The 22,207-nt window shown below is 66.5% G+C and carries 18 protein-coding genes, 1 tRNA gene and 1 pseudogene; 12 read left to right on the plus strand and 8 right to left on the minus strand.

The annotated features are described in order from the left end of the window. Positions 1–12: 12 nt before the first annotated feature. The 3 genes from SSA01S_RS06830 to SSA01S_RS06840 all read right to left on the minus strand — a co-directional run bounded on the left by SSA01S_RS06830 (position 13) and on the right by SSA01S_RS06840 (position 4,527). Positions 13–2,430 carry an ABC transporter permease gene (locus tag SSA01S_RS06830; protein ID WP_061779771.1) on the minus strand — a complete coding sequence of 806 codons (2,418 nt, stop codon included), beginning with the start codon at positions 2,428–2,430 and terminating at the stop codon, positions 13–15. Between the two features lie 121 nt (positions 2,431–2,551). After that, the gene (locus SSA01S_RS06835) at positions 2,552–3,232 is read right to left on the minus strand and encodes an ABC transporter ATP-binding protein (protein WP_061779772.1); all 681 of its coding nucleotides are present in this window, start codon (positions 3,230–3,232) and stop codon (positions 2,552–2,554) included. 8 nt (positions 3,233–3,240) lie between these two features. Further along, positions 3,241–4,527, minus strand: coding sequence for an efflux RND transporter periplasmic adaptor subunit (locus SSA01S_RS06840; RefSeq protein WP_240954709.1), 1,287 nt, complete (start codon positions 4,525–4,527; stop codon positions 3,241–3,243). A gap of 129 nt (positions 4,528–4,656) precedes the next feature. On the opposite strand from SSA01S_RS06840, the gene SSA01S_RS06845 reads away from it, so the two are divergent. Together SSA01S_RS06845 and SSA01S_RS06850 are read left to right on the plus strand one after the other, a co-directional pair. Next, on the plus strand, positions 4,657–5,904 hold the full coding sequence (locus SSA01S_RS06845) for a sigma-54-dependent transcriptional regulator (RefSeq protein WP_061779773.1): 1,248 nt from the start codon (positions 4,657–4,659) through the stop codon (positions 5,902–5,904). Beyond that, a complete protein-coding gene (locus SSA01S_RS06850; RefSeq protein ID WP_061779774.1) occupies positions 5,894–7,090 on the plus strand; it encodes a sensor histidine kinase in 1,197 nt (398 codons plus the stop codon). Before SSA01S_RS06845 ends, SSA01S_RS06850 begins: the two co-directional genes overlap by 11 nt. A gap of 160 nt (positions 7,091–7,250) precedes the next feature. Here the strand turns inward: SSA01S_RS06850 and SSA01S_RS06855 are convergent, their stop codons facing one another. Further along, positions 7,251–8,096, minus strand: coding sequence for an NmrA family NAD(P)-binding protein (locus SSA01S_RS06855; RefSeq protein WP_244885604.1), 846 nt, complete (start codon positions 8,094–8,096; stop codon positions 7,251–7,253). 366 nt (positions 8,097–8,462) lie between these two features. On the opposite strand from SSA01S_RS06855, the gene SSA01S_RS06860 reads away from it, so the two are divergent. Continuing rightward, positions 8,463–9,077, plus strand: a complete 615-nt coding sequence (locus SSA01S_RS06860; protein WP_061779775.1) for a TetR/AcrR family transcriptional regulator — start codon at positions 8,463–8,465, stop codon at positions 9,075–9,077. An 83-nt stretch (positions 9,078–9,160) separates the two neighbouring features. Here SSA01S_RS06860 and SSA01S_RS06865 read toward each other — a convergent pair whose 3' ends face one another. Further along, on the minus strand, positions 9,161–10,051 hold the full coding sequence (locus tag SSA01S_RS06865; protein ID WP_061779776.1) for a LysR family transcriptional regulator: 891 nt from the start codon (positions 10,049–10,051) through the stop codon (positions 9,161–9,163). Positions 10,052–10,146: 95 nt separating this feature from the next. On the opposite strand from SSA01S_RS06865, the gene SSA01S_RS06870 reads away from it, so the two are divergent. The 3 genes and pseudogenes from SSA01S_RS06870 to SSA01S_RS06880 all read left to right on the plus strand — a co-directional run bounded on the left by SSA01S_RS06870 (position 10,147) and on the right by SSA01S_RS06880 (position 12,105). Beyond that, positions 10,147–10,482, plus strand: a complete 336-nt coding sequence (locus tag SSA01S_RS06870) for a nuclear transport factor 2 family protein (protein WP_061779777.1) — start codon at positions 10,147–10,149, stop codon at positions 10,480–10,482. Further along, entirely contained in the window at positions 10,479–11,258 is a 780-nt protein-coding gene (locus SSA01S_RS06875) for an SDR family oxidoreductase (RefSeq protein WP_061779778.1), read from the plus strand. The genes SSA01S_RS06870 and SSA01S_RS06875 overlap by 4 nt, the downstream gene beginning before the upstream one ends. 212 nt (positions 11,259–11,470) lie before the next feature. After that, positions 11,471–12,105, plus strand: a pseudogene (locus SSA01S_RS06880) (tyrosine-type recombinase/integrase). Between the two features lie 133 nt (positions 12,106–12,238). Here SSA01S_RS06880 and SSA01S_RS06885 read toward each other — a convergent pair. After that, positions 12,239–13,294, minus strand: a complete 1,056-nt coding sequence (locus SSA01S_RS06885; protein WP_061779817.1) for an ATP-binding protein — start codon at positions 13,292–13,294, stop codon at positions 12,239–12,241. Continuing rightward, a complete protein-coding gene (locus SSA01S_RS06890) occupies positions 13,291–13,968 on the minus strand; it encodes a response regulator (RefSeq protein ID WP_061779779.1) in 678 nt (225 codons plus the stop codon). The genes SSA01S_RS06885 and SSA01S_RS06890 overlap by 4 nt, the downstream gene beginning before the upstream one ends. 125 nt (positions 13,969–14,093) lie before the next feature. Between SSA01S_RS06890 and SSA01S_RS06895 the strand changes: the two genes are divergently transcribed. Genes SSA01S_RS06895 through SSA01S_RS06915 form a run of 5 tightly spaced genes read left to right on the plus strand, consistent with a single transcriptional unit; the run spans position 14,094 to position 20,752 of the window. Continuing rightward, on the plus strand, positions 14,094–15,227 hold the full coding sequence (locus SSA01S_RS06895) for an efflux RND transporter periplasmic adaptor subunit (RefSeq protein ID WP_082794971.1): 1,134 nt from the start codon (positions 14,094–14,096) through the stop codon (positions 15,225–15,227). Between the two features lie 3 nt (positions 15,228–15,230). Beyond that, positions 15,231–18,338 (plus strand): multidrug efflux RND transporter permease subunit, encoded by a 3,108-nt coding sequence (locus SSA01S_RS06900; protein ID WP_061779781.1) that lies wholly within the window; start codon positions 15,231–15,233, stop codon positions 18,336–18,338. 2 nt (positions 18,339–18,340) lie between these two features. Then, a complete protein-coding gene (locus tag SSA01S_RS06905; protein ID WP_061779782.1) occupies positions 18,341–19,771 on the plus strand; it encodes an efflux transporter outer membrane subunit in 1,431 nt (476 codons plus the stop codon). Next, positions 19,768–20,313 (plus strand): cytochrome b, encoded by a 546-nt coding sequence (locus SSA01S_RS06910; RefSeq protein ID WP_061779783.1) that lies wholly within the window; start codon positions 19,768–19,770, stop codon positions 20,311–20,313. The genes SSA01S_RS06905 and SSA01S_RS06910 overlap by 4 nt, the downstream gene beginning before the upstream one ends. A 34-nt stretch (positions 20,314–20,347) precedes the next feature. Continuing rightward, positions 20,348–20,752 carry an MFS transporter gene (locus SSA01S_RS06915; protein WP_206378957.1) on the plus strand — a complete coding sequence of 135 codons (405 nt, stop codon included), beginning with the start codon at positions 20,348–20,350 and terminating at the stop codon, positions 20,750–20,752. A gap of 388 nt (positions 20,753–21,140) precedes the next feature. On the opposite strand, the gene SSA01S_RS06920 is transcribed toward SSA01S_RS06915, so the two are convergent. Further along, positions 21,141–21,231: transfer RNA gene (locus tag SSA01S_RS06920), tRNA-Ser, on the minus strand. 97 nt (positions 21,232–21,328) lie between these two features. Between SSA01S_RS06920 and SSA01S_RS06925 the strand changes: the two genes are divergently transcribed. Then, complete coding sequence (locus SSA01S_RS06925) at positions 21,329–22,195, plus strand: peptidylprolyl isomerase (RefSeq protein ID WP_061779785.1); 867 nt, start codon at positions 21,329–21,331, stop codon at positions 22,193–22,195. Positions 22,196–22,207 lie beyond the last annotated feature (12 nt).

Genomic DNA, 22,207 nt, shown 5'->3' on the forward strand with positions numbered 1-22,207 from the left:
GGCGCGTTCCCCTTATTCGTAGCGCAGCGCGTGAGCGGGCTCGGCGCGGGCGACCCGCCAGGACTGTGCGAAGATCGTCGCCGTGGCGATGACGACCGCGACCAGCGCGACGCCGAGGAAGACCAGCGGTGACAGCGCGATGCGATCGTCGAACCCGCCCAGCCAGCGCCGCATCGCGACGAAGGCGATCGGCCAGGCGATGAGGTTGGCGAGCACGACCGGCCGCATGAACTGCCCGATCAGCAGGCGCAGCACGTCGGCGGTCGAGGCGCCCAGCGTCTTCCTGATGCCGATCTCCTTGATCCGCCGCGCCGTGTCGAAAGCGGCAAGGCCGTAAAGGCCGATACAGCCGATCAGTACAGCCAGCACTGCGCCGATGGTGAACAGGTTCGCGCGCTGTGCGTCTTGCTGGTAATAGGCGCGGTAGAGATTTTCCTCGACGGAGCGTCCCCCGAAGGGAACCGCCGGTGCGACGCGCTTCCACATCGCTTCCACCGCATCGCGAAAGGCATGGGGAGCTCCGCTATAGCGGACGATCGCGAAGGCACTGGGGAACGGCTTGCTTTCGTAACGATAGACGATGCCGCCAACCACTTCGCGGGGACCACGGAAGCGCAAGTCGTCGACAACCCCGATGATCGTCTGAGTCCCGTTGCCCAGCATCGTCTTGCCGATGGCGGTAGCCGGATCGCTGAAGCCCAGATCCGCGGCCGCCGTGCGGTTGATGACGACGCCGTAGGGCGTCTTGCTACCCCGCTGATGGACGGAAAAGTCGTCAGCGGGACGGGCACGGTCGAACAGCCGCCCTGCGATCAACCGAGCGCCGAATGTTTCAAAATAGCGATCGCCGGTCGCGACGTGCATCATCGACCGACCACTGCTTTCGGGCTTCCCCGCCAGATACATGACCGTGTTGTTGGTCATGTCCTGACTGCCAGGCGCATTCTGGGCCGACGTCACCGAGGACACACCAGGCAGAGCCGCCAAAGCGCGCAGAACGTCGGCGCGCTGCGCATCGTCGACGAACTCGAACGAGTGGACGATGAACAGGCTGTCCCGCTGAAATCCCAGATCGGCGTCGCGGACATGGGCGGCCTGCGCCAGCATCGTCGCGGTGCTGATGCCAAAGGCGATCGCGATCGCGAACTGGCCGACGACGAGAGCCGCGCGCAGTCGCGCCCCAGCGCGCCCGCCACCCGGCGCGCGGGCGGAGGCGAGTACCGCCGAGGGTTGGAACCGGGCGAGCACCAGGGCGGGATAGATTCCGGCGACAAGCCCGACGGTCAGCACCATGAGGAGGAGCGGCGGCAGAATCGATCCCGCGCCAAGATAATGGACCGCCAGCGTCGTTCCGCCCGCGGCATTGACCAGCGGCAGCGACAGTTCCGCAAGGGCGAGGCCGAGCACGGCGGCGAGCGCGACCGTGGCCACCGCTTCAGTCATAAACTGGCGCATGAGTGCCGCGCGCGTTCCGCCGAGCACCTTGCGGATGGCCACCTCCCGGGCGCGCAGGCCTGAGCGGGCGGTGGCGAGGTTCACGTAATTGACGATCGCGATCACCAAGGTGAGCAGCCCGACGACGCCGAGGGTCGTCACCGCCGCCCGATCGGCAGGATCGTACAGGTGATTGTCGACCAGCGGGCGCAGCGACTGCTGCCATTGGCCCGGCTTGATATCGCCCGCGGCAAAGACGTGGCGCTTGGCGAACTCGCCAAGCTCGCCCTCAAAGGCATGGGCCGCAGCCGCGTCGGGGAAGCGCAGGATGGTGGTCAGGGACGTGCTGCCCCAATGCTCGAACCATTCGTTGGCGAACCGCGCGGGGACCAGCTGTACATAGATGTCGTCCTGCACGCTGCTGTCGTCGCGCATGTTCTCGATTACGGCGCCGACGCGATAGGTCAGCATCTTGTCCTCGACGGCGAAGGTGATGGTGCGCCCGATCGCTGGCTCGCTGCCGAAATATTTTGCCGCAACCTCCTGCGTGATGACGGCGGCGTCCGGGTCCGCCAGCGCCTTGACCGGATCGCCCGATATGGCCGGAAAGCGGAGCAGCGCGAAGAAGTTCGCGTCGACGGCCGCCAGCGCCTCGCTGGTCACGTTGTTGCCCTGATGGACAATCGCGTTGCGCTGGAACAGGCGCGTTCCCACTAAGTTCGGATAATCCGCCTTTAAATGCGTCCATTCCCCCCCCATCGTGTACGGCGAAGGCGTGTCCGACAGGCCCGGCATGAAATAGCGTTCCTGGATGATGTAGAGCTTGTCCGCCCCGGGCATGAACCGATCATAGCCCGTCTCGAACCGGACATAGAGGAACAGCACCAGGAACACCGCGATACCCAGCGCCAGCCCGCCGATGTTGAGCAGGGCGAACAGGCGGTGGCGGGTGAGCGAGCGGTAGAAGCTGAGCAGCGCGGAGGCCGGAAAGGACATGGCGATCACCTTCAGGCGGCGGGCTTGGTCTGCGCGACGACGCGCAGCACCAGCAGCAGGACGAGGAGCAGCAGCACGACGATAAGACCGTCGTTGCGTGCAGGCGCGGCGCGGCGGAGCATCACGCCGCAAGCCTTGCGGAGGCGAGGATGCGGCCGTCGAGCATATGGACGGTGCGCCGGGCGATGTCGGCGTGGGCGGGGCTGTGCGTGACCATGACGATCGTCGCGCCCTCGGCATTCAGCTGCTGCAAGATCTCCATCACCTGCGCGCCATTGGCGGTGTCCAGGTTGCCGGTCGGCTCGTCGGCCAGGATCAGCCGGGGCTCGCCGACGATCGCGCGGGCGATGGCGGCGCGCTGCTGCTGGCCGCCCGACAGCTGGTGCGGGTGGTGGCGCTGGCGGTGGGCGATGCCGACGCGGTCCATCGCGGCGGCGATCCGCTCCTTCTTCTCGCGCGCCGGCATCGACCGATAGGCGAGGCCGAGCGCGACATTCTCGGCGATGGTCAGCTCGTCGATCAGGTTGAAGCTCTGGAACACGAAGCCCAGCCGGTCGCGGCGCAGCCTGGCCAGATCGGCCTCCGGCGCCTTGGCGATGTCCTTGCCCTCGAACAGGTATCGGCCGCCGCTCGGCCGGTCGATCGTGCCCAGGATGTTGAGCAGAGTCGACTTGCCGCAGCCCGACGGGCCCATGATGGCGACGAACTCGCCCTTTTCGATGTGCAGGTCGATGCCGCCCAGTGCGGTGGTCTCCACCTCGTCGGAGGCATAGGTGCGGCTGACGTCCTGAAGCTGGATCATGGCGGTTCCTATCGGATGATGAGGGTCTGGTAGGGGGCGTAGGTGGTGAGGGGGGTGATCACGATGCGCTCGCCGGGGGCCAGGCCGCCGGTGACTTCGACCTGGTCGGGATTGCGGCGGCCGGTCTGGATCGTGCGGCGCACCGCGCGGCCGTCGCCGTCCATCACGAAGGCGGTGGTGCCGCCCGCATCCAACCAGCCGCCTGCGGGCGCGACGATCGCCGGCCGGTCGGCGCCGAGGACGAGGCGCGTGTCGAGCGTCTGCCCCCGGTTGAGGCCGGCTGGCACCGCGCCGTCGAAGCCGAGTTCGACGCGAAACCGCCCCTCGGTCACCTGCGGCAGGATGCGGATGACGTGCAGCGGATAGCTTTTGCCGTCGAGGTCGGCGCGTGCGGCCAGTCCGGTGCGGACGCGGCCGAGATAGAATTGATCGACGTCGGCGACGAGCTTCCACTGCCCCTCGGAATCGATCTGGCCGACCGTGTCGCCCGGCTTGATCATCTGCCCTGGCTGAATGGTGAAGGCGGTCAGCCGCCCGGCGACCGGCGCGTGCAGTGTCAGCGCGGCGAGGCTGGCGCGGACCATGGCCAGGCTTTCGCGCAGTTCGCGCGCGGTCGCGGCGATCCCGCGCGACTGGTCGGCCAGCGTACCGTTCGCCTGGGCCTGGCCGCTCGCTAGCGCGGCGACGCGGCTCTGCTGATAGACGACCTCTTCGCGGAGCGGATCAATCGCCGCTGCGGTGACGAAGCCCTTCTCGAACAGCGTCTGCTTCTGGCGCAGAACGCCTTGCGCCTTGGAAAGCGCGTTGCGCGCATCGGCAAGGTCGCGCGCCGAGTCCTGCCGGGTGCGCTGCACGGACAATTCGGCACCGCTATTGGCGCTCAGCTGGCCGATGATCCCCGCCGAGCGGCTTGCGACATCGAGTTCGAGGCTGGGGTTGGACAGGCGCGCCAGCGGGGTGCCCGCCGCGACCATCGTGCCGTCGCTGGCGATCGGTTCGGCGACCGCGCCGCCCTGTTGCGCGGTGACGAAGACGGTGCGCAAAGGGGCGACTTCGGCGCGCAGCGGTACGAAGTCGCGAAACGCCTCGCGCGTGACGGTGCCGGTGCGGATCGCCTGCGCATCGACCGCCAGGCTGTTGCCGCCCGGCATCAGCCACCACAGGAGGAGCGCGCCGGCGAGCACCGCCACGCCGATCGAGACGCGCACGATCAGCTTGCGCCTTTTGCGCCCCGGACGTTCGATCCGCCGGTCCATGCCCGCGCCGCTGATCGTGGAGGAAGATGTGTCGACCATGCGGGCAGTGTAGCCCGGACACCATCGATCATCCTAAGTCACTGGTCCGACATGCACTTTTACAAAATGCCGGCCGCCCCCCGGAAAGCCCTTGCAGCGACTGTCCATTTCCGAACAGGTCTCTATGCTATGTCAACCGAATCACCGCATATCCTGGTCGTGGACGATGACGCCGACATCGCCCGCGCCGCGCAGTTGCTGCTCGAGCGGCAGGGAATGACGGTGGCGCACGCGCCTGATCCCGCCGCCGCCTGGGTGCGGCTGGCCGAGCATCCGGCCGATGTCATCCTGCTCGACCTGAATTTTGCGCGGGGCCACACCAGCGGCGAGGAGGGGTTCGCGCTGCTCGACCGGCTGGTCGCGGCGGACCGCCATGCGGTGGTGATCGTCGTCACCGGGCATAGCGGCATCCAGGTCGCGGTGCAGGCGATGCGCGGCGGCGCCGCCGACTTCATCATCAAGCCGTGGAACAATGCCCGGCTGACCGCCACCGTCGAGCGCGGCATTGCGCTGCGCCGGGCCAAGCTTGCCACCGCGCCTTCGCTGCCCGGTGGCGAAGCGCCGCTGCTGCTGGGCGACAGCGGCGCGATCGTTGCGGTGCGCGACCTGATCGCGCGTATCGCGCCGACCGACGCGCCGCTGCTACTGCGCGGAGGGGCGGGCACCGGCAAGACGCTGGCTGCGACACTTGCGCATCGCGGCTCTGCGCGTGCCGAGCGGCCACTGGTGACGCTGGACGCGACCGGCATCGATGCCGATGCGATCCCGGCCCTGCTGGCCGAGGCGGTCGGCGGCACCTTGCTGATCGATCAGGTCGACCGGCTGCCACCGGCGCTCCAGGGAGCGCTTGTGCGGGGGCTCGATCAGACGCGCGACCTGCGCCTGATTGCCACCTCGCGGCTCGACAGGGCGGGCCTGCGCGAGCGGCTGCATGAGGATCTGCTCTACCGGATCAACACGATCGAATGCGACCTGCCGCCGCTGGCCGCGCGCGACGGCGACGCGGTGCTGCTCGCCCGCCATTTCGCCGCCCTGTTCGCGGCGCGCCATGGCAGGCCGCTGCGGGTGCTGAGCGTCGAGGCGGAGCGTAGCATCGCCGCCGACGCCTGGCCCGACAATATCCGCGGCCTGCGCCAGGCGACGGAGCGTGCAGTGCTGCTTGGCACCGGCGAACGGCTCGATGTCGCAGACTTCGCGCTGCTGCCCGATCCCGCGCAGCCGCGTGCGCTCGCCGCCAGTCTGAACCTCGCCCGCAGCGAGGAGACGCTGGTCGCCGCCGCGCTCCAGCGGCACGGCTTCAATGTCAGCCGTGCCGCCGCCGAACTGGGACTGACCCGCGCCGCGCTCTATCGGCGGATGGCGCGCTATGGCCTCTGACCGCGTCGCGGCCGCCGTCCGGGTGCTCGTCATCGCCGGGGCGGGCGCGTCGGCGTCGTCCAGCATCGGCAGCGGCCTTTACGCCACCGCCACCGTCGCGCTGCTCGTCGCCGCCTGGACCGGCGTCAACGCCGTCGTCGCCGCGCAGACCGTCCCGCTACCGCTGCCCCCGCCGCCGCCGGTCCCCGATGCGGAGGAGCGCCAGCGGCTCATCGCCTATCTCGATCTGTCGCCCGCGCCGCTCGTCGCCTATCGCGCGGGGGCGCTGTACGCGGTCAACCGCGCCGCCCGTCGCCTGTTCGCCAGTGACGACAGAATCCCCGCGCCGCCGCCCGCGCTGGTCGAGGCGATCACCCGTACCATGCCCGGCCGGACCGCGACGGTGACGATCGACGACGAACCCTTTGCGCTGGCCGTCGGCACGCTGACCCTCGCCGGCGAAGTCGCGCATGTCGGCGCGCTGATCGACATCGGCGCCGAACTCAAGGCAGCGGAAGCGGCGGCGCTGCGTGAACTCGTCCGGATTCTGAGCCACGAGATCGTCAACGCGCTGACACCGATCGCGTCACTCGCCGAAACGGCGGCAGCGATGCTCGGCGATGCGCAGCCGGATCACGATGCGGTGCGCGAGGCGGTGACCACGGTGGCCCGCCGCGCCGCCGGCCTGCAACGCTTCGGCGATGCATATCGCAGCCTCGCCCGCCTGCCCGCACCGGAGCGCTGCCGGCTGGCCACCGCCGACTTGCTCGACGATCTCACCCGCCTGTTCGCCGCGCGCTGGCCGACGCTACCACTGCATGTCGTAGCTTCACATGGCCCGGTTCATCTGTTGGCAGACGCCGATCAGCTGTCTGCCGCCCTTTGGGCCATCCTGCAGAATGCGGTCGAGGCGGCCGATGACCCGGCCGCACTGCGCGTCACGCTTAGCGTCGAAACCCGGCCCGACACGGTCACCATCGCGATCGCCAATACCGGGCCGTCCATCCCCCCGGCGCAGGCGGACGCGATCTTTCACCCGTTCATGACCACCAAGCCCACCGGCAGCGGCGTCGGCCTTGCCCTAGCCCGCCAGATCCTGCGCGGCCACGGCGGCGAGGTCACGCTCGCGCATTCCACACCGGAGGAAACGTGTTTTGTCGCCACGCTGCCCAGACTGGGCAGCGTGAACATGCCCAACAGACGGTGATCCGCTCCTTACAATCGACTACATTGAAGTGACCAATGAGGGTAATGATTTGGCAGAGCCTTGGGGTTCTTGAACTGCCGAACAGACAATCCAGTGACAATCTGACCCAAAATTAGACGCTCATAGCGACCCGGCCGGTTGTTGACGACCGGACATCCGTTCAGCTTGGTTTGCTCGTGAAGCTTTTCCGGTTTTCGGCAAGGAATGTAGCCAGTGAGGTTGGCGGTCGGCCGGTGACATCTTCGACGGTGGTTGTGCTTCGGTCTTCCGAGCCTCGCGCGATCGCCCCGTCCATCCCCGCAAGGAGATCGGCATAGTCCCCCGGCAAGCCGAATGAGCGGTAGCGGTCGGCCAGCGCCTCGACGCTCAGCCTACAGTGCCGCACCGGCCGGCCGATCACCTCGGTGATCGCCGACGCTGCCTCGTGATAGGTCAACGCCTCGGGGCCGGTCAGTACCAGCTCTCCCGACGCCGCTTCCGGCGTCAGCAATGCCGCCGCGGCGACCGCAGCAATGTCGGCGGCGTCGATGAACGACACGCGACCATCGTCTGTTGCGGAGTAGAGGCGCCCCTCGGCAACGATCGACGGCAGATACTGCCCAGTGAAGTTCTGCATGAACCAGCTCGGCCGGAGCACCGCCCAGCGTGGCGCATGATCGCGCAGCCAGGCGTGTGCCCCTCCCATCATTGGTCCGCCCGGCGGCAGCGACGCGGCGGAAAGTAGCACGATTGCACCCGGTAGCCGCTCGGCAGCGTGTTCAAGGAACGGACGCATGACGGGCAGCTGATCGACACGGTCGGTCGGGGCGACGACATAGGCGGCGTCGACCCCGTTGAGCGCCGGTGCAAAGCTGGCCGGATCGGACCAGTCGAACCAGACTTGCCCTGGCAGCTCTGCCCGCCTCGTCGCCGCGATTACCTCGGCGTCCCTGCCGCGCAGAAGATTCGCGAGCAACCTGCCAGTGGTGCCGGTCGAGCCGGTGACCAGGACTCGCTCAGGCACCATACACCCCATTCATCGCGACCGCGTTCGCCGCATCGTTCCCCAGGAGCGCACGCACGACCACCAACGGACTCCAATAGTCGCGATAGTGCACGATCCGTCCGCCGCCGGTCGTGATGACCGATAGGTAACGCTGATCGTATGGAGCTCCCGTCTCGACCCTCCAGCCGGTGCGGCAGGCCAGGGGGCGTAAACGGAAACTCCATCACCACGTCCTCGGCCAGCATGTCGACGAACCCCGTCTGATCAGCGGCGAGGCGGTCGCCGAGCGCTTCGCGCAGCATCGTCGGAAAGTCTTGCACTCTGTCCGTCATCCCGTATCTCCTATGCGTCGAGACGCCACCGTCTCATTGATGTAGGAGATTGCGGATGGAACGCAAGCGTTCCGTCGCCTCGGGACCGCGGCAGCTCTCCGGAGCAGCCGTGCAGCGGGCCAACGTCACCGACGCACTAACGCGCTCGTTCTTCGCGGAATGGGCACGGGTCGGCTATGCCGATCTAAGCCTCGAGCGGGTCGCCCGAGCGGCCGGGTCGGGCAAGGCGGCGCTGTATCGGCGCTGGCCGGACAAGGCAGCGATGGCGGCGGACCTTTTGCCGCAGGTCGGCATGACGGTTACTGAGATTGACGACCAGGGCTCGTTCGAGGCGGACGTGCTGGCGCTGTTATTGGCCATTCGCCGGGTGTTGCGCCACCCGACCATTCGACGCATCGTGTCGGACATCCATGCCGAGCTTGAGCGCAACGTCGCGCTCTCCGCGGCAGTGCGACCGTTTCAAGAGGCACGCCGGGCGCGAGCGTACGACGTTGTCGCCCGCGCGGTCGCGCGCGGGGAGCTTCCCGACACAGTCGACCGCGCGATTGCCGCCGACCTGCTGGCAGCCCCGCTGTATTGGCGCATTGCGGTGCTTGGGCAGCGCGCGAGTCGCAAATATCTTGAAAACCTGACGCAGGTGATCGTCCGAGGTCTCAGCGTTGGCAAATAGGACCCAATTCTTACCGTTCAGCAGCGTGTTTGAGGCATCTCAATCCGGATATTCCCACGAGACGGCAGGTTACAGTGATTTTTTCAGCCGACTTCGCGCGCCAAGTCGATCAGGGCCTTGAATGCGGCGGAGGGATTACGCCTGCTGGGATAATATAGGCTCAAGCGCGCGAGCGGCGGCGTCCACTCCTGAAGAACTCGGACAAGCCGGCCCGCTTCAATGTCGGCGCGCACGTCAGACTCCATGAAATAGCCGATCCCCACTCCCTCCAGAACCGCAATTTTGGCGAGGCTCGCCTCGTCGAGGGTCAACGGGCCCTCGACGTCGATCTGGAGGGTACCGCCGTCCTTTCGGAACTGCCACCGATGCAGCGCCCCATTCGGCAGCCGAATTCTGAAACAGGCGTGTCGGAGGAGATCGGGAGGCACCTGGGGTTTGCCATTGGCCGCCAGGTAGGTCGGTGACGCCACCACCGCGAAGCTGCGTGGCGGTCCGACGGGTATGGCGATCATGTCGCTTGGCACGAGGTCAGCGCTTCTGAGGCCCAGATCAAAGCCCGCCTCGACGATGTCGACGATCCGTCCTTCGGTGACCAGATCGATGTGCACCTGCGGATACCGCTTCAAGAATGGGATGAGCAGCGGACTCAGAACCTCGCGCGCGCCTGTGGCGAACGCATTGATCCGCAGCGTGCCCGACGGCGTCTCCACCTGGGAACGCGCGGTACTCATCGCGGCGTGCAGCGTCCTGACTGCGGGCCGGATCTGTTCGACGAAGGTCTGCCCGGCGTCCGTCAACGAGACGCTGCGGGTCGTGCGGTTGAACAGCCTGACGCCCACGCGTCGCTCAAGCTTGCCGATCAGATTGCTCAGCGCGGTAGCCGAGAGGCCGAGTTCCAGGGCGGCCGCACGAAATGAGCCTCGCTGCGCAATGGCGAGAACCGCGTCGAACTCGCTCAGACCATCGCCAGCCATTATCCCATTTTCCGCAACGCCAGATACCGATTTATCTCGATTATCACCAGCAATCATATCGCTAGATTGATCCCGTCCCGTCAAGGAGCCGAGCAATGACGATCGAACTTCCAAAACCCATCGCCGATTATGTCGCGGCGAACGCCCGCCTGGACGTGGACGGCATGATGCGGCCCTTTGCCCCCGACGCCGTTGTCCACGACGTTGGCATCGGGAAGCGATTCGAGGGCACGTCCGATCTGCGCACCCTATTTGAGCAGGAAGTCGTTCCAGTGAAGGCGATCTTCAAGCCGGACACGGTTCGCCACGAAGACGGCAAGGTGGTCGTCGAGGGCCCCGCGCACGGCGACTTTCCCGGGAGCCCCCTTCGCTTCACCTACAGCTTCGTGCTTCGGGACGATGCCATCAAGATGCTGGAGATCACACTGTGACCGTCGCGACAGAGTTCGCCGGCAAGCGGGTGCTCGTCAGCGGCGGCACGAAGGGCTTGGGCCGGGCGACCGTTGATCGCTTCCTGACCGGGGGAGCCCAGGTTATTACCGCTGCCCGCGAGGAAGCGAAGCCGAGAGCCGATACGATTTTCGTCGTAGCGGACCTTACCACCCCAGAGGGCGCCGAAGCGCTTGCCGACGCTGCGCTCGACCGCATGGGCGGAATCGACATCCTTGCGCATGTCGTGGGCGGATCGGCCTCTCCAGGCGGTGGGTTCGCGGCGCTCACCGACGCGCACTGGCTGGCAGAACTGAATCTAAACCTGATGGCCGCCGTCCGGCTCGACCGATTGCTCGTCCCGCAAATGATCGACCGCGGGAGCGGCGCCATCGTGCACGTCACGTCGATCCAGTCGATCCTGCCGTTGCCGGAATCGACGACCGCCTATGCCGCCGCCAAGGCAGCGCTCAGGACCTATAGCAAGTCTCTGTCAAAGGAGCTTGGCCCCAAGGGCGTGCGGGTCAATGCCGTCTCCCCCGGCTGGATCATGACCGAGGCGGCAGGCGAGTTCCTTGAGCGCCTCCGCAGCGCGACTGGCGGCACGATCGAGGGGGCGCGGCAGCAGGTGCTCGACGGCCTGGGCGGCATTCCGATCGGGCGAGCTGCCGAGCCTCACGAAGTTGCCGATCTGATCGCCTATCTCGCATCGGATCGCGCGGCGGCGATACACGGTGCCGAGTTCATCATCGACGGCGGCACGGTGCGAACCGTCTGAACCGTTGCGCGGGGAAACTGCCTAGTTGCTTTGTTCCCCGCGCCGTGGCGAGGCAGACGACCCCATCCCGGTTGTTCATAGAATTCCTAGACGGTGCCCGAAACCGGCCGCTCGTTCAGCATTACCACCGGCCAATCAACCGCGTTTCCGAACTCTCGGTTTACCGCGCCTGCGTAAGCTCGTTTGGCAATTTGGCCCGATGGAGATGATCAATGGGTCATTCGTCGATGGACCCTGCCTTTCACGAGCTTCGGCCTTGGAATGAGGGCCGGCTGATCGGTGCGAAGCGCGCCCTGAAACAGCAACAGGTCTGGGCTATTCGCGTCTGGCTCGACCAGCATAGACGGCTGCGCGACCGAGCGCTGTTCGACTTCGCCATCGACAGTAAGCTGCGCGGCTGCGACGTGATCAGGGTGCGGATCGGAGATATAGTTTCTGGCGGGCGCGTCCGTGACCGCGCCGTCGTGGTTCAGCAGAAGACCAGACGGCCAGTCCAGTTCGAACTGATGGACACGGCACGCAAGACGATGCTGGCATGGCTGGAGCGTCGTGGCGGGACACTGAACGAGACTTCGTCTTTCCGAGCCGAAACGACTACATGGCCCACATGAGCACCCGGCAGTATGCCCGCCTCGTGCATGAGTGGGTGGTCAGCATCGGCCTTCCGGCTCAAGATTATGGTACACACTCGCTTCGGCGCACGAAAGCATCGATCATTTACAAGGCGACCGGCAACCTCCGCGCCGTTCAGATTCTTCTCGACCATGCCAAGATCGACAGCACAGTGCGCTACTTGGGCGTTGACGTTGAGGACGCTTTGAAGCTGGCGGAACGCACTGAGGTCTGAGGGGACCCAATTACGGTCATTCGCGCCATCTTCGTCGCTTCCCAACTTCAGACGTTCATTCGGGTTTGGCTCCAGACCGAGATGTGCAGTGCAAGCGCCTTCCCAGCGCTGACTGCATCACGATCAGTCCCTGTCAGCCTTTCGGCACCGGCAACAGAATACGAAATAGAGATCGGTCGTTGGTTCTTTGATAGATGGCATCTCCGCCATGTGCACGGGCGATAGCCTGAACGACGGAAAGGCCCAGTCCCGATCCACCAGAGCTCTTTGTGCCGCGTACAAATTGGTGGAAAGCGCTTCTCTCGAACTCCGGTGGCAACCCTGGCCCCTTGTCCGCAACGGTGATGACCGCCTCACTCCTCGTGAATCCAACCGCGAGCCGCAAAGTACAAGGCGACGCATGGCGACGCGCGTTATCGACGAGCGCGATCACAGCCTGTCGAATTCGTGCTGCGTCGGCCCGAACGACTCCGGTCTCCAACGTCATCTCCAGTTCGAAACCCACTGGCGACAGCATGGATGACAGGATCGGTCGCATATCCTCCAGCTCGGCAGCCAGATCGACGTCCCCAATCTCCAGCTCCAATCGCCCGCTCTCAGCCAGACTGACGCCGCGCAAATCCTCGACCAATCGGGTCAGCCCCTCGACCTGCTTCGTCAGACCGACCACCAGTTCGTCGTCGAGGGGAAACACACCGTCCATTGCCCCCTGAAGTCGCCCGCGCAGGATGGTCAAAGGCGTACGCAATTCATGCGCAATCTGGGCGTTCCACAGCTTTACATCGTCGGACATGCGTTGCAACCGGTCGGCCATGGCGTTGAAATCGGCGATCAGCAGCGCGGCCTCGCCATGCGCGACGCGTACCGGCGCGATCCGGGTGGTTAGGTCTCCCTCAGCGATCCGGCGCGCCGCCTCACCCACCGCCCCTAGGGGCTGCACGATCCGCCGCGCCAGCCGCACCGCGACCGCCAGTGCCAGAGCCACCCCGATCACGCACGACGCTAGGGTGATACCGACATCCAGCCCGGTCGTGTCCGCCACCCCCGGCGGCAGCGGCGCGACGATACGCAGCCGCTCCAGCACTGCATAGACGATGTAGAAGGCGGCCGTGCTGACCGCGACGGCGACGAAGGCCAGCGTTGCCATAGCGATCGACAATTGCCGGGTCAGGCTGTTCCGGTTCTTCATCCCCGCGACCACAGCCGGTATCCGACGCCCCGCACGCCCTCGGGCATATCGGGTACGCCTGCCTGATCGAGCTTGCGGCGCAGCTTGCTGACATGGCTGTCGACCGTGCGGTCGAGCGCGTCCGATCCGGGCAGGCAGGCGTCGAGCAGCTCGCTACGGCTGAACACCCGGCTCGGCGTGCGGGCCATATGGGCCAGCAAGCGGAACTCGGTCAGGGTCAGCGACACTTCGCCGCGTTCGGCGCGGACCATATGCGCGGTCGTGTCGATCTCGACCGGGCCGACCCGCAGCACGCCGTTCGCCCCCTCCCCGCCAGACCGGCGCAACACCGCCTTGACCCGCGCGACCACCTCAACCGGGTTGAACGGCTTGACGACATAATCGTCCGCCCCGATGCGCAGCGCCTGGAGCTTGTCGATATCCTGGTCCAGCGCGGTGGTCACGACCACCGGCATATTGCCCCGCCGCCGCACCTCGGACAGCACGCCCCAGCCATCGACCAGCGGCATCGAGATGTCGAGCAGCAGGATATCGGGCTTCAACGCGAGATGCAGGTCGAGCGCGGTGCGCCCGTCACCGGCATGGACGGTCCGAAATCCCTCACGCTCCAGATAGGCGCGGATGATCTCGGCGATATCGCGATCGTCCTCGGCGATCAGGACGAGCGGGGTCATGCGGCGGGTCCAATGAGCATGGCCCTGTTCCTATCAGCGGCACACCGCCCGCCACCAGCCCGCCTCCACAAAGCCTCCACACAATCTCGACGCGAGCGCAACGACCCGCGCGGATAGGCGGCGACATGATGAGTCGATCTCTCGCTTGCCGCACGCTCCCCGCCCTGCCGATCATGCTGGCGATGGCGGCCTTGCTCAGCGGCTGTTCCGCCGAAGCCCCCGTGGCCCCGGCGGACCCGGTCACGGTGCTGACCATGCGTGTCGCCCCCACCCAGGTCACCGCCGCCGACGAGCTGCCGGGCCGGGTCGTGGCGTTCCGCACCGCCGAAATCCGCCCGCAGGTCGGCGGCATCATCCAGCGCCGCCTGTTCGAGCAGGGCGCGGCGGTGCGCCCCGGGCAGATACTGTTCCAGATCAGCCCCGCCCCCTATCGCGCCGAGGCCGACACCGCGCAGGCGACCGTGCAAAAGGCCAGCGCCGCCTATGCCCGCGCCCGTGCCCAGGCCGACCGGCTCAAGCCCCTCGTGGCGGCCGACGCGATCAGCCGCCAAAGCTATGACGACGCGGTCGCCGCGCGCGAGCAAGCCGGTGCCGAACTGGCGGAAGCGCGCGCCACCCTCCGCCGCCGCCGGATCGACCTGGACTTTTCGCGCGTCACCGCACCGATCGCCGGGCGAATCGGATCGGCCAATGTCACCGAGGGGGCGCTGGTGACGGCGGCGGACGCCACGCCGCTGGCGACCATCCAGCAGATCGACCGGGTCTATGTCGATGTCCGGCAGCCCGCCGAACGCTATGCCGAATTGCGCGCGCAGGGTGCGGCGGCCTGGCCGGTCGAGATCCTTACCGCCTCCGGGCAGAGCCATCCGGTACAGGGGCGCATCCTGTTTTCGGGGATCGCCGTCGATCCGGGGACCGGCGATGCGCTGGTCCGGGTGGAGGTGCCCAATCCCGGTGAGCGGCTGTTGCCCGGCATGTTCGTCCGCGCCCGCCTGCCCCGCGCCACCATGCCCGCCGCGCTGACCGTACCGCAACAGGCCGTGACCCGCGCGGGCGACGGCACGCCGCAGGTCAGCGTGGTCGACGGGCAGGACCGAGTGCATCTCCGCCGCGTCACGCTCGGCCCGCTGGTCGGTAGCCGCTATGTCATCCCGTCGGGGCTGCGCGCGGGCGAAACCGTGATCGTCGAGGGGCAGGACCGAGTCCAGCCCGGCACCCCGGTCAAACAGCGCCCCTGGCGCGGCGGCGCGGCGGGCTGAGCCATGGCGCAATTCTTCATCAACCGCCCGATCTTCGCCTGGGTGATCGCCATCGCGATTGTCCTGCTGGGCGTCATCGCCATCCCGCAAATGCCGGTCGCCCGCTTCCCCAGCGTCGCGCCACCGACCGTCAGCATCTTCGCCAGCTATCCTGGTGCCACGCCGCAGACCCTGAACGACAGCGTCGTCTCGCTGGTGCAGCGCGAGCTGTCGAGCGTAAAGAACCTGCTCTATTTCGAGAGTTCGGCCGACACCTCGGGTTCGGCGACGATCACCGCCACCTTCCGCCCCGGCACCGATCCCGAAATGGCGCAGGTCGACGTGCAGAACCGGCTGAAGACGATCGAGCCGCGCCTGCCGCAGGTGGTGCGCCAGACCGGTGTGACGGTGGAGTCCGCCTCGTCGGGCTTTCTGATGATCGTCAGCCTGTTGTCCGACGGGCGGCAGGACGAGGTCGAGCTGTCCGATTACATGTCTCGCAACATCGTCGACGAATTGAAGCGCATCCCCGGCGTCGGGCGCGTCCAGAACTTCTCGGCCGAGCGCGCCATGCGCATCTGGATCGATCCGGCCAAGCTGGCAGGATATGGCCTGACCGCCACCGACGTGACGGCGGCGATCGCCGAGCAGAATGTCCAGATCGCACCCGGATCGCTCGGCGCCGAGCCGACCGCGAACGGCCAGCGCGTGCTGGTCCCGCTGACCGCTGAAGGCCAGCTCAAGACGCCGGAGGACTTCGCCGGGATCATCCTGAAGGCCAATACCGACGGGTCGAGCGTCACGCTCGATAAGGTCGCCCGGATCGAGCTGGGGCGGCAGAGCTTCGGCAACGACACGCGCGAGAATGGGAAGTTCGCCGCTTCGGTCGGCATCCAGCTAACGCCAGGGGCCAATGCGGTCGCCGCGTCAAAGGCCGTGCGCGCGCGCATGACCGAGCTTGCCCATTCGCTGCCACCGGGCATGACATGGTCGGCGCCGTTCGACACCGCGCCCTTCGTCCGCATCTCGATCGAGAAGGTGCTGCACACGCTGGCCGAGGCGATGATCCTCGTCTTCCTGGTCATGTACCTGTTCCTGCAGAAGGTCCGCTACACGTTGATCCCTGCCATCGTCGCACCGATCGCGCTGCTCGGCACGATCGCGGTCATGCTGGCGACGGGCTATTCGATCAACGTGCTGACCATGTTCGGCATGGTGCTGGCGATCGGCATCATCGTCGACGACGCTATTGTCGTCGTCGAGAATGTCGAGCGGCTGATGCATGACGAAAAGCTCTCACCCGCCGACGCCACGCGCAAGGCGATGAGGGAGATCACGCCCGCCATCATCGGCATCACGCTGGTCCTGTCGGCGGTGTTCATTCCCATGGCGCTGGCGGCCGGGTCGGTCGGTACCATCTATCGCCAGTTTTCGATGGCGATGGCCGTGTCCATCCTGTTCTCCGCCTTCCTCGCCCTTACCCTCACCCCGGCCCTGTGCGCGACGCTGCTGAAGCCGTTGGATGCAGAGCGACCCAAAAACCGCTTTTTCACCTGGTTCGATCGCCAGTTCGACCGGGCGACACACGGCTATCAGGGCTGGGTCGCAACGTTCCTCAAGGCGAGCGGGCGGATGATGCTGGTCTTTGTCGCGATCGTCGGGATGCTGGCCATCGCCTTCGTCAACCTGCCGTCGTCCTTCATGCCGGAGGAGGATCAGGGCTATTTCATGACCAGCTTCCAACTGCCCGCCGACGCCACCGCCGCGCGCACGCTGGCCGCCGTCAAGGCGCTCGAAAAGCATATGGCGACCCGACCCGGTGTCGAGACCACCGAATCGATCCTGGGCTTCGGCTTCTCCGGCTCCGGCCCCAATGCGGCGATGGTCTATACGATGCTGAAGGACTGGAAGGACCGCGGCGGTACGAACGTCGCGAGGGAAGTGGCCGCCGCCGACGCCGCGATGGCCAGGGACGTGCATGAGGGACTGGTGATGAACGTCATGCCCCCCGCGATCGACGAACTCGGCAACTCGTCGGGCTTCGCGTTGCGGCTGGAGGACCGGGCGGGCAAGGGACGCCATGCGCTGTTCACCGCGCGCGACATGCTGGTCGCCTATGCGCAGCGCAGCGCCAAGCTGACCGGTGTCTATGCCGAGGGGCTGCCCTCCGGGACCAGCGTTCGGCTGGACATCGACCGCGCCAAGGCCCGCGCACTGGGCGTGCCGTTCACCGCGATCAGCGACATGATCGGCACCGCGCTGGGCAGCAGCTATGTCAACGACTTCCCCAATAAGGGGCGGTTGCAGCAGGTGATCGTGCAAGCGGATGCAGCCCACCGTATGAACTTGGACGACGTGATGAAGCTGCGTGTGAAGAACGCAGTCGGAGACACGGTGGCGCTGGCCGAACTGGTCACACCTGTATGGAGCAACAGCCCACTCCAGCTGTCGACCTATAACGGCTATCCATCGGTCAGCATCACCGGCAACGCCGCACCCGGTGTTTCCAGCGGCGATGCGATGCGCGAGATGGAACGGCTGGCCGCCGAACTGCCGCCCGGTTTCGGCATCGAATGGACCGGTCAGTCGCGGCAGGAGCGCGAGGCAGGCGCTCAGGCCCCGATGCTGCTCGCGCTGTCGATGCTGGTCGTGTTCCTGGTACTGGCCGCGCTCTATGAAAGCTGGTCGATCCCGATGGCGGTGATGCTGGTCGTGCCGCTGGGCCTGATCGGCGCGGTGTCGGCGGTGATGCTGCGCGGCATGTCGAACGACATCTTCTTCAAGGTCGGGCTCATCACCATCATCGGCCTCAGCGCCAAGAACGCGATCCTGATCGTCGAATTCGCCAAGCAATATCGCGAGGCGGGAAGCAGCCTGATCGACGCCGCCATCGCCGCTGCGCGGGTGCGCCTGCGCCCGATCGTGATGACCAGCCTGGCCTTCACCCTGGGCGTCGTGCCGCTGATGCTGGCGGGCGGCGCAAGTGCGGAGACGCAGCATGCGATCGGGACCGGCGTGTTCGGGGGCATGATCACCGGCACCATGCTGGCGCTGATCTTCGTGCCGACCTTCTTCGTGGTAGTCGTGGGCCTGGCCGAACGCTGGCGCGCGCGCCGTACCAAGGAGGCATGACGATGCGATACCTGCCCCTCACCTTGTTGCTGGCGACCACCGCCTGTTCGATGATCCCCCGGCTGACCCTGCCGACGCCGCCGGTCGCTAAGGCCTATCCGATCGCAAGCGGACCCGAAGTGCTGCCCGAATGGCGAGGCATGTTCGGCGACCCTCGACTGCAAAGCCTGATCGCGCTGTCGCTCGACGCCAATCGCGACCTACGCATCGCCGCGCTGAATGCCGACGCCGCGCGGGCACAGATACGGGTGCAGCGCGCCCAATCGTTGCCGGGTATCAACGTGGACGGTAGCTATACCCGCCAGCGCCAGCCCGCCGGGGTTGCAGGGGCGGGTGTCGGCCTGACACCCGGAAGCGGCGGGTCGGGCAATGCGCCGACCGGGTTCAAATTCGGCCAATTTTCGGCGCAAGCCGCGCTGACCAGTTTCGAGATTGATCTGTTCGGCCGCCTGCGCGCGATGAACGAAGCGGCCTTCCACCGCTGGCTCGCCACGGTAGAGGCCCGGCGCGCGGTGCGGCTTGCTGTGATCGGCGCGGTCGCCGACGCCTATTGGAACGAACGGCTGGCGGACGAGCAACTGGCATTGACCCACTCCACGCTGGCCGACTGGCGCGCGTCGCTCGACATCACCCGTCTGCGCAGGCAAGCAGGCCAGGCGAGCGGCCCCGACCTGGCGCAGGCCGAGGGACTGGTCCGGCAGGCCCAGGCCGATCTGGCGCAGCGCGAGCGAGAGCTGGCACAGGCGACCAACGCGCTGACGCTGGCGGTCGGTGCTTCCCTGCCGAGCGATCTGCTGCCCCCCACCCCGCTGATGGAGCAGCCGATCCGCACCGCGCTGGCGGCGGGAACGCCCTCGGACCTGCTAGTCCGCCGCCCCGACATCGCGCAGGCCGAGCAGGAACTGCGCGCGGCCAATGCCGATATCGGCGCGGCCCGCGCGGCCTTCTTCCCCCGCGTCTCGCTGACCGCCGCCTTCGGCTTCGCCAGTCTGGCGCTCGACAGCCTGTTCCAAGGGGCGAACCGGTCCTGGTCCTATTCGCCCGCGATCAGCCTGCCGATCTTTCGCGGCGGTGAGTTGCGCGGCAATCTCGACCTCGCCCGGCTGCGCAACTCGACGGCCGTCGCGACCTATGAAAAGGCGATCCAGACGGGTTTCCGCGAAGTCGCCGACGGGCTTGCGGCGCAGGCGACCTATGGACGGCAGATGACCGAGCAGCGCGCCGTCGTCACCCAGGCCGAACGTCGCGCCAAGCTGACCGACCTCGCCTATCGCGCCGGGCAGACCAGCCGCATGGAACTGCTTGACGCCCAGCGCGCAACCTATGCCGCGCGCCAAACCGCCTTAATCGTCCGACGCGACCAACTGACCGCCGCCGCCGCGCTCTACCGCGCGCTCGGCGGCGATACCGAAGCCGAAGGAACGCCGCGATGAACCGCTATGACCGCTATACCCTGCCGATGCGGCTGCTCCACTGGACGCGAGGCCCGCTGATCCTCGGGCTGATCGCGCTGGGCTGGACGATGACGTCGCTGCCCGACAGCACCGCCGCCAAGTTCGAATGGATGTATCCCGTCCACAAGGAATTCGGTGTGCTGGCCTTCCTGATCGGCTCCCTCGCGCTGATCGTACGCAGCCGTTCCGCCCTGCCCCATCATCCCGCCGGGCTGGCTCGGTGGGAGGTCATGCTGTCGAGCATTGTTCAATATGCGATGCTGGTGCTGGCAATCGTCGTGCCGTTGATGGGCTATGCCATGTCCAGCTCGTTTACCCAGAGCGACGGGGTCCCGTTCTTCGTCACCGACCTGCCCGAGTTGCTGCCCAAGAACGACCGCGCCTTCGCGCTGTTCGCTCTCGCGCACAAGACACTGGCCTACACGTTGCTGGGGCTGGTCGTGCTGCACGTCATGGGTGTTCTCAAGCATCGTTTCCTCGATCGCGGCCAGGCTGCCGACGTCCTGCCCCGGATGCTGTGAGCCGGCCGTTCCGATGGAGCATGGCTCAGCGGGCGTGGACCCCGGTCCCGGCTGGCAGTGGCGCTTCTGGTCGATCTTTGCCGGACAGTCGCTGTCGCTGATCGGCTCGGCGATGACGCAGTTCGTGCTGATCTGGTGGATCACCGACACGACCGGCGACCTGGGTGCGCTAGCGACCGCCGGGCTGGTGGCGCTGCTGCCCCAGGCGCTGCTGGGGCCGGTCGGGGGAACGCTCGCCGATCGCTACAGCAGCCGGATGCTGATGATCGTGTCCGACCTAGCAGCGGCCTTGTGCATCATGGTCCTGATCGCCTTGTTTCTGAGCGGCGGGATCGCCTTGTGGCATATCTATCTGGCGATGTTCGTCCGCAGCGGACTGGCTCATTCTCGTATTTCGCAGCAGTCGTGGGATCGAGCTACCCTTCGCAGATTGTGCTGACCTATGCGATATTTCGACACGTGACGCGTGCTGCTAGCAATCGAGATTTTCGTCATTCCCTATCGCAGAACGGAAACGAATTGAGCTAGCGCAAATACTAAACGAAACGGACGCTCGTATCGTATCCGTTGGGCGATCAACCATCATTCGGTTGCTTTACGCTCTCGACGCAAATGACGATTTTGATGCGAGCGGGTCTTGCCCGGACGAGCAATGATCGTCTGAGCATTAACGAAACGGTCGTACGGTCACCAAGCCACCCTCGGAACTGCCCCGCGAAGGCTTCGCCAGCGTTCGCGTTCGGCCGGGCAAAACCAAATCAAAAGTGGGCATGAATGTGGGCACAAGATCATTGTTTTAGATTTTATCTAGTAAAATCAACGAGACCTGGCGGAGCGGGAGGGATTCGAACCCTCGATACGGTTTTGCCGTATACTCACTTTCCAGGCGAGCGCCTTCGACCACTCGGCCACCGCTCCGCATGAGTTCATGCCTGGAACACGCGCCCCTAATGCGCTTCCACGTTCCGCGCAAGCGATTGCGTGGGGCGGGGGGACTGGGGCAGTCTTTCGCCCCATGACGATCGCGCTTCTGCTCGCCGCGCTTCTTGCGCAGGCTTCGCCCGCCCCAGCCCCCGCAGCCCAACCCGGCGATCCGCTGCCCGGCGACTGGATCGCAGTGCCGGACGACGAGATCCTGGTCTTCACCCTGTCGAATGGACGGACGGTGACGATGCGGCTCGCCCCGACGCAGGCGCCGGTCCATGTCGCCAATATCCGCAAGCTGGCGCGGACGCACTGGTGGGACGCAGGCACCAGCGTGTACCGGGTGCAGGAGAATTACGTCGCGCAATGGGGCGACGCGACCGAGAAGAAGCCGCTGCCGACCGCCATCGTCGCCAATCCCCCCGCCGAATATGACCAGCCCGGCAATAGTGCGGTGGCGCGGCTGAGCAAGCCCGATCCCTATTCGAGCTGGGACGGCTATAGCCGCGACGGCTGGCCGCTGGCGGGCAATGCGACGAGCGAGTGGATTCCGCATTGCTATGGCATGGTCGGGGTCGCGCGTGATCTGGCGCCGAGCACGGGGACGGGGGCCGAGCTCTATACGCTGATCGGCCATTCGCCGCGCGCGCTGGACCGCAATGTTGCGGTCGTCGGTCGGATCGTCGACGGCATGGACGCGCTGTCGACCCTGCCGCGCGGGACGGGCGACCTGGGCTTCTATAAGGACGAGGGTCAGCGCCTGCCCATCGTGTCGGCACGGCTGGCCAGCGACATTCCCGCCGCCGAGCGCCCGCATTACCAGTATCGCGAGACGGTCTCGCCGCGCTTCGCCGCCTGGATCAAGGCGCGGGAGAATCGGAAGAACGACTTCTTCACCGTACCGGCGGGGGGTGTGGATATCTGCGCGGCGCTGCCGCCGGTGCGCAAGGCACCCTGATCGGTTCGGGTC

This window comes from Sphingomonas sanguinis NBRC 13937 (assembly GCF_001591005.1).
Lineage (GTDB): Bacteria > Pseudomonadota > Alphaproteobacteria > Sphingomonadales > Sphingomonadaceae > Sphingomonas > Sphingomonas sanguinis.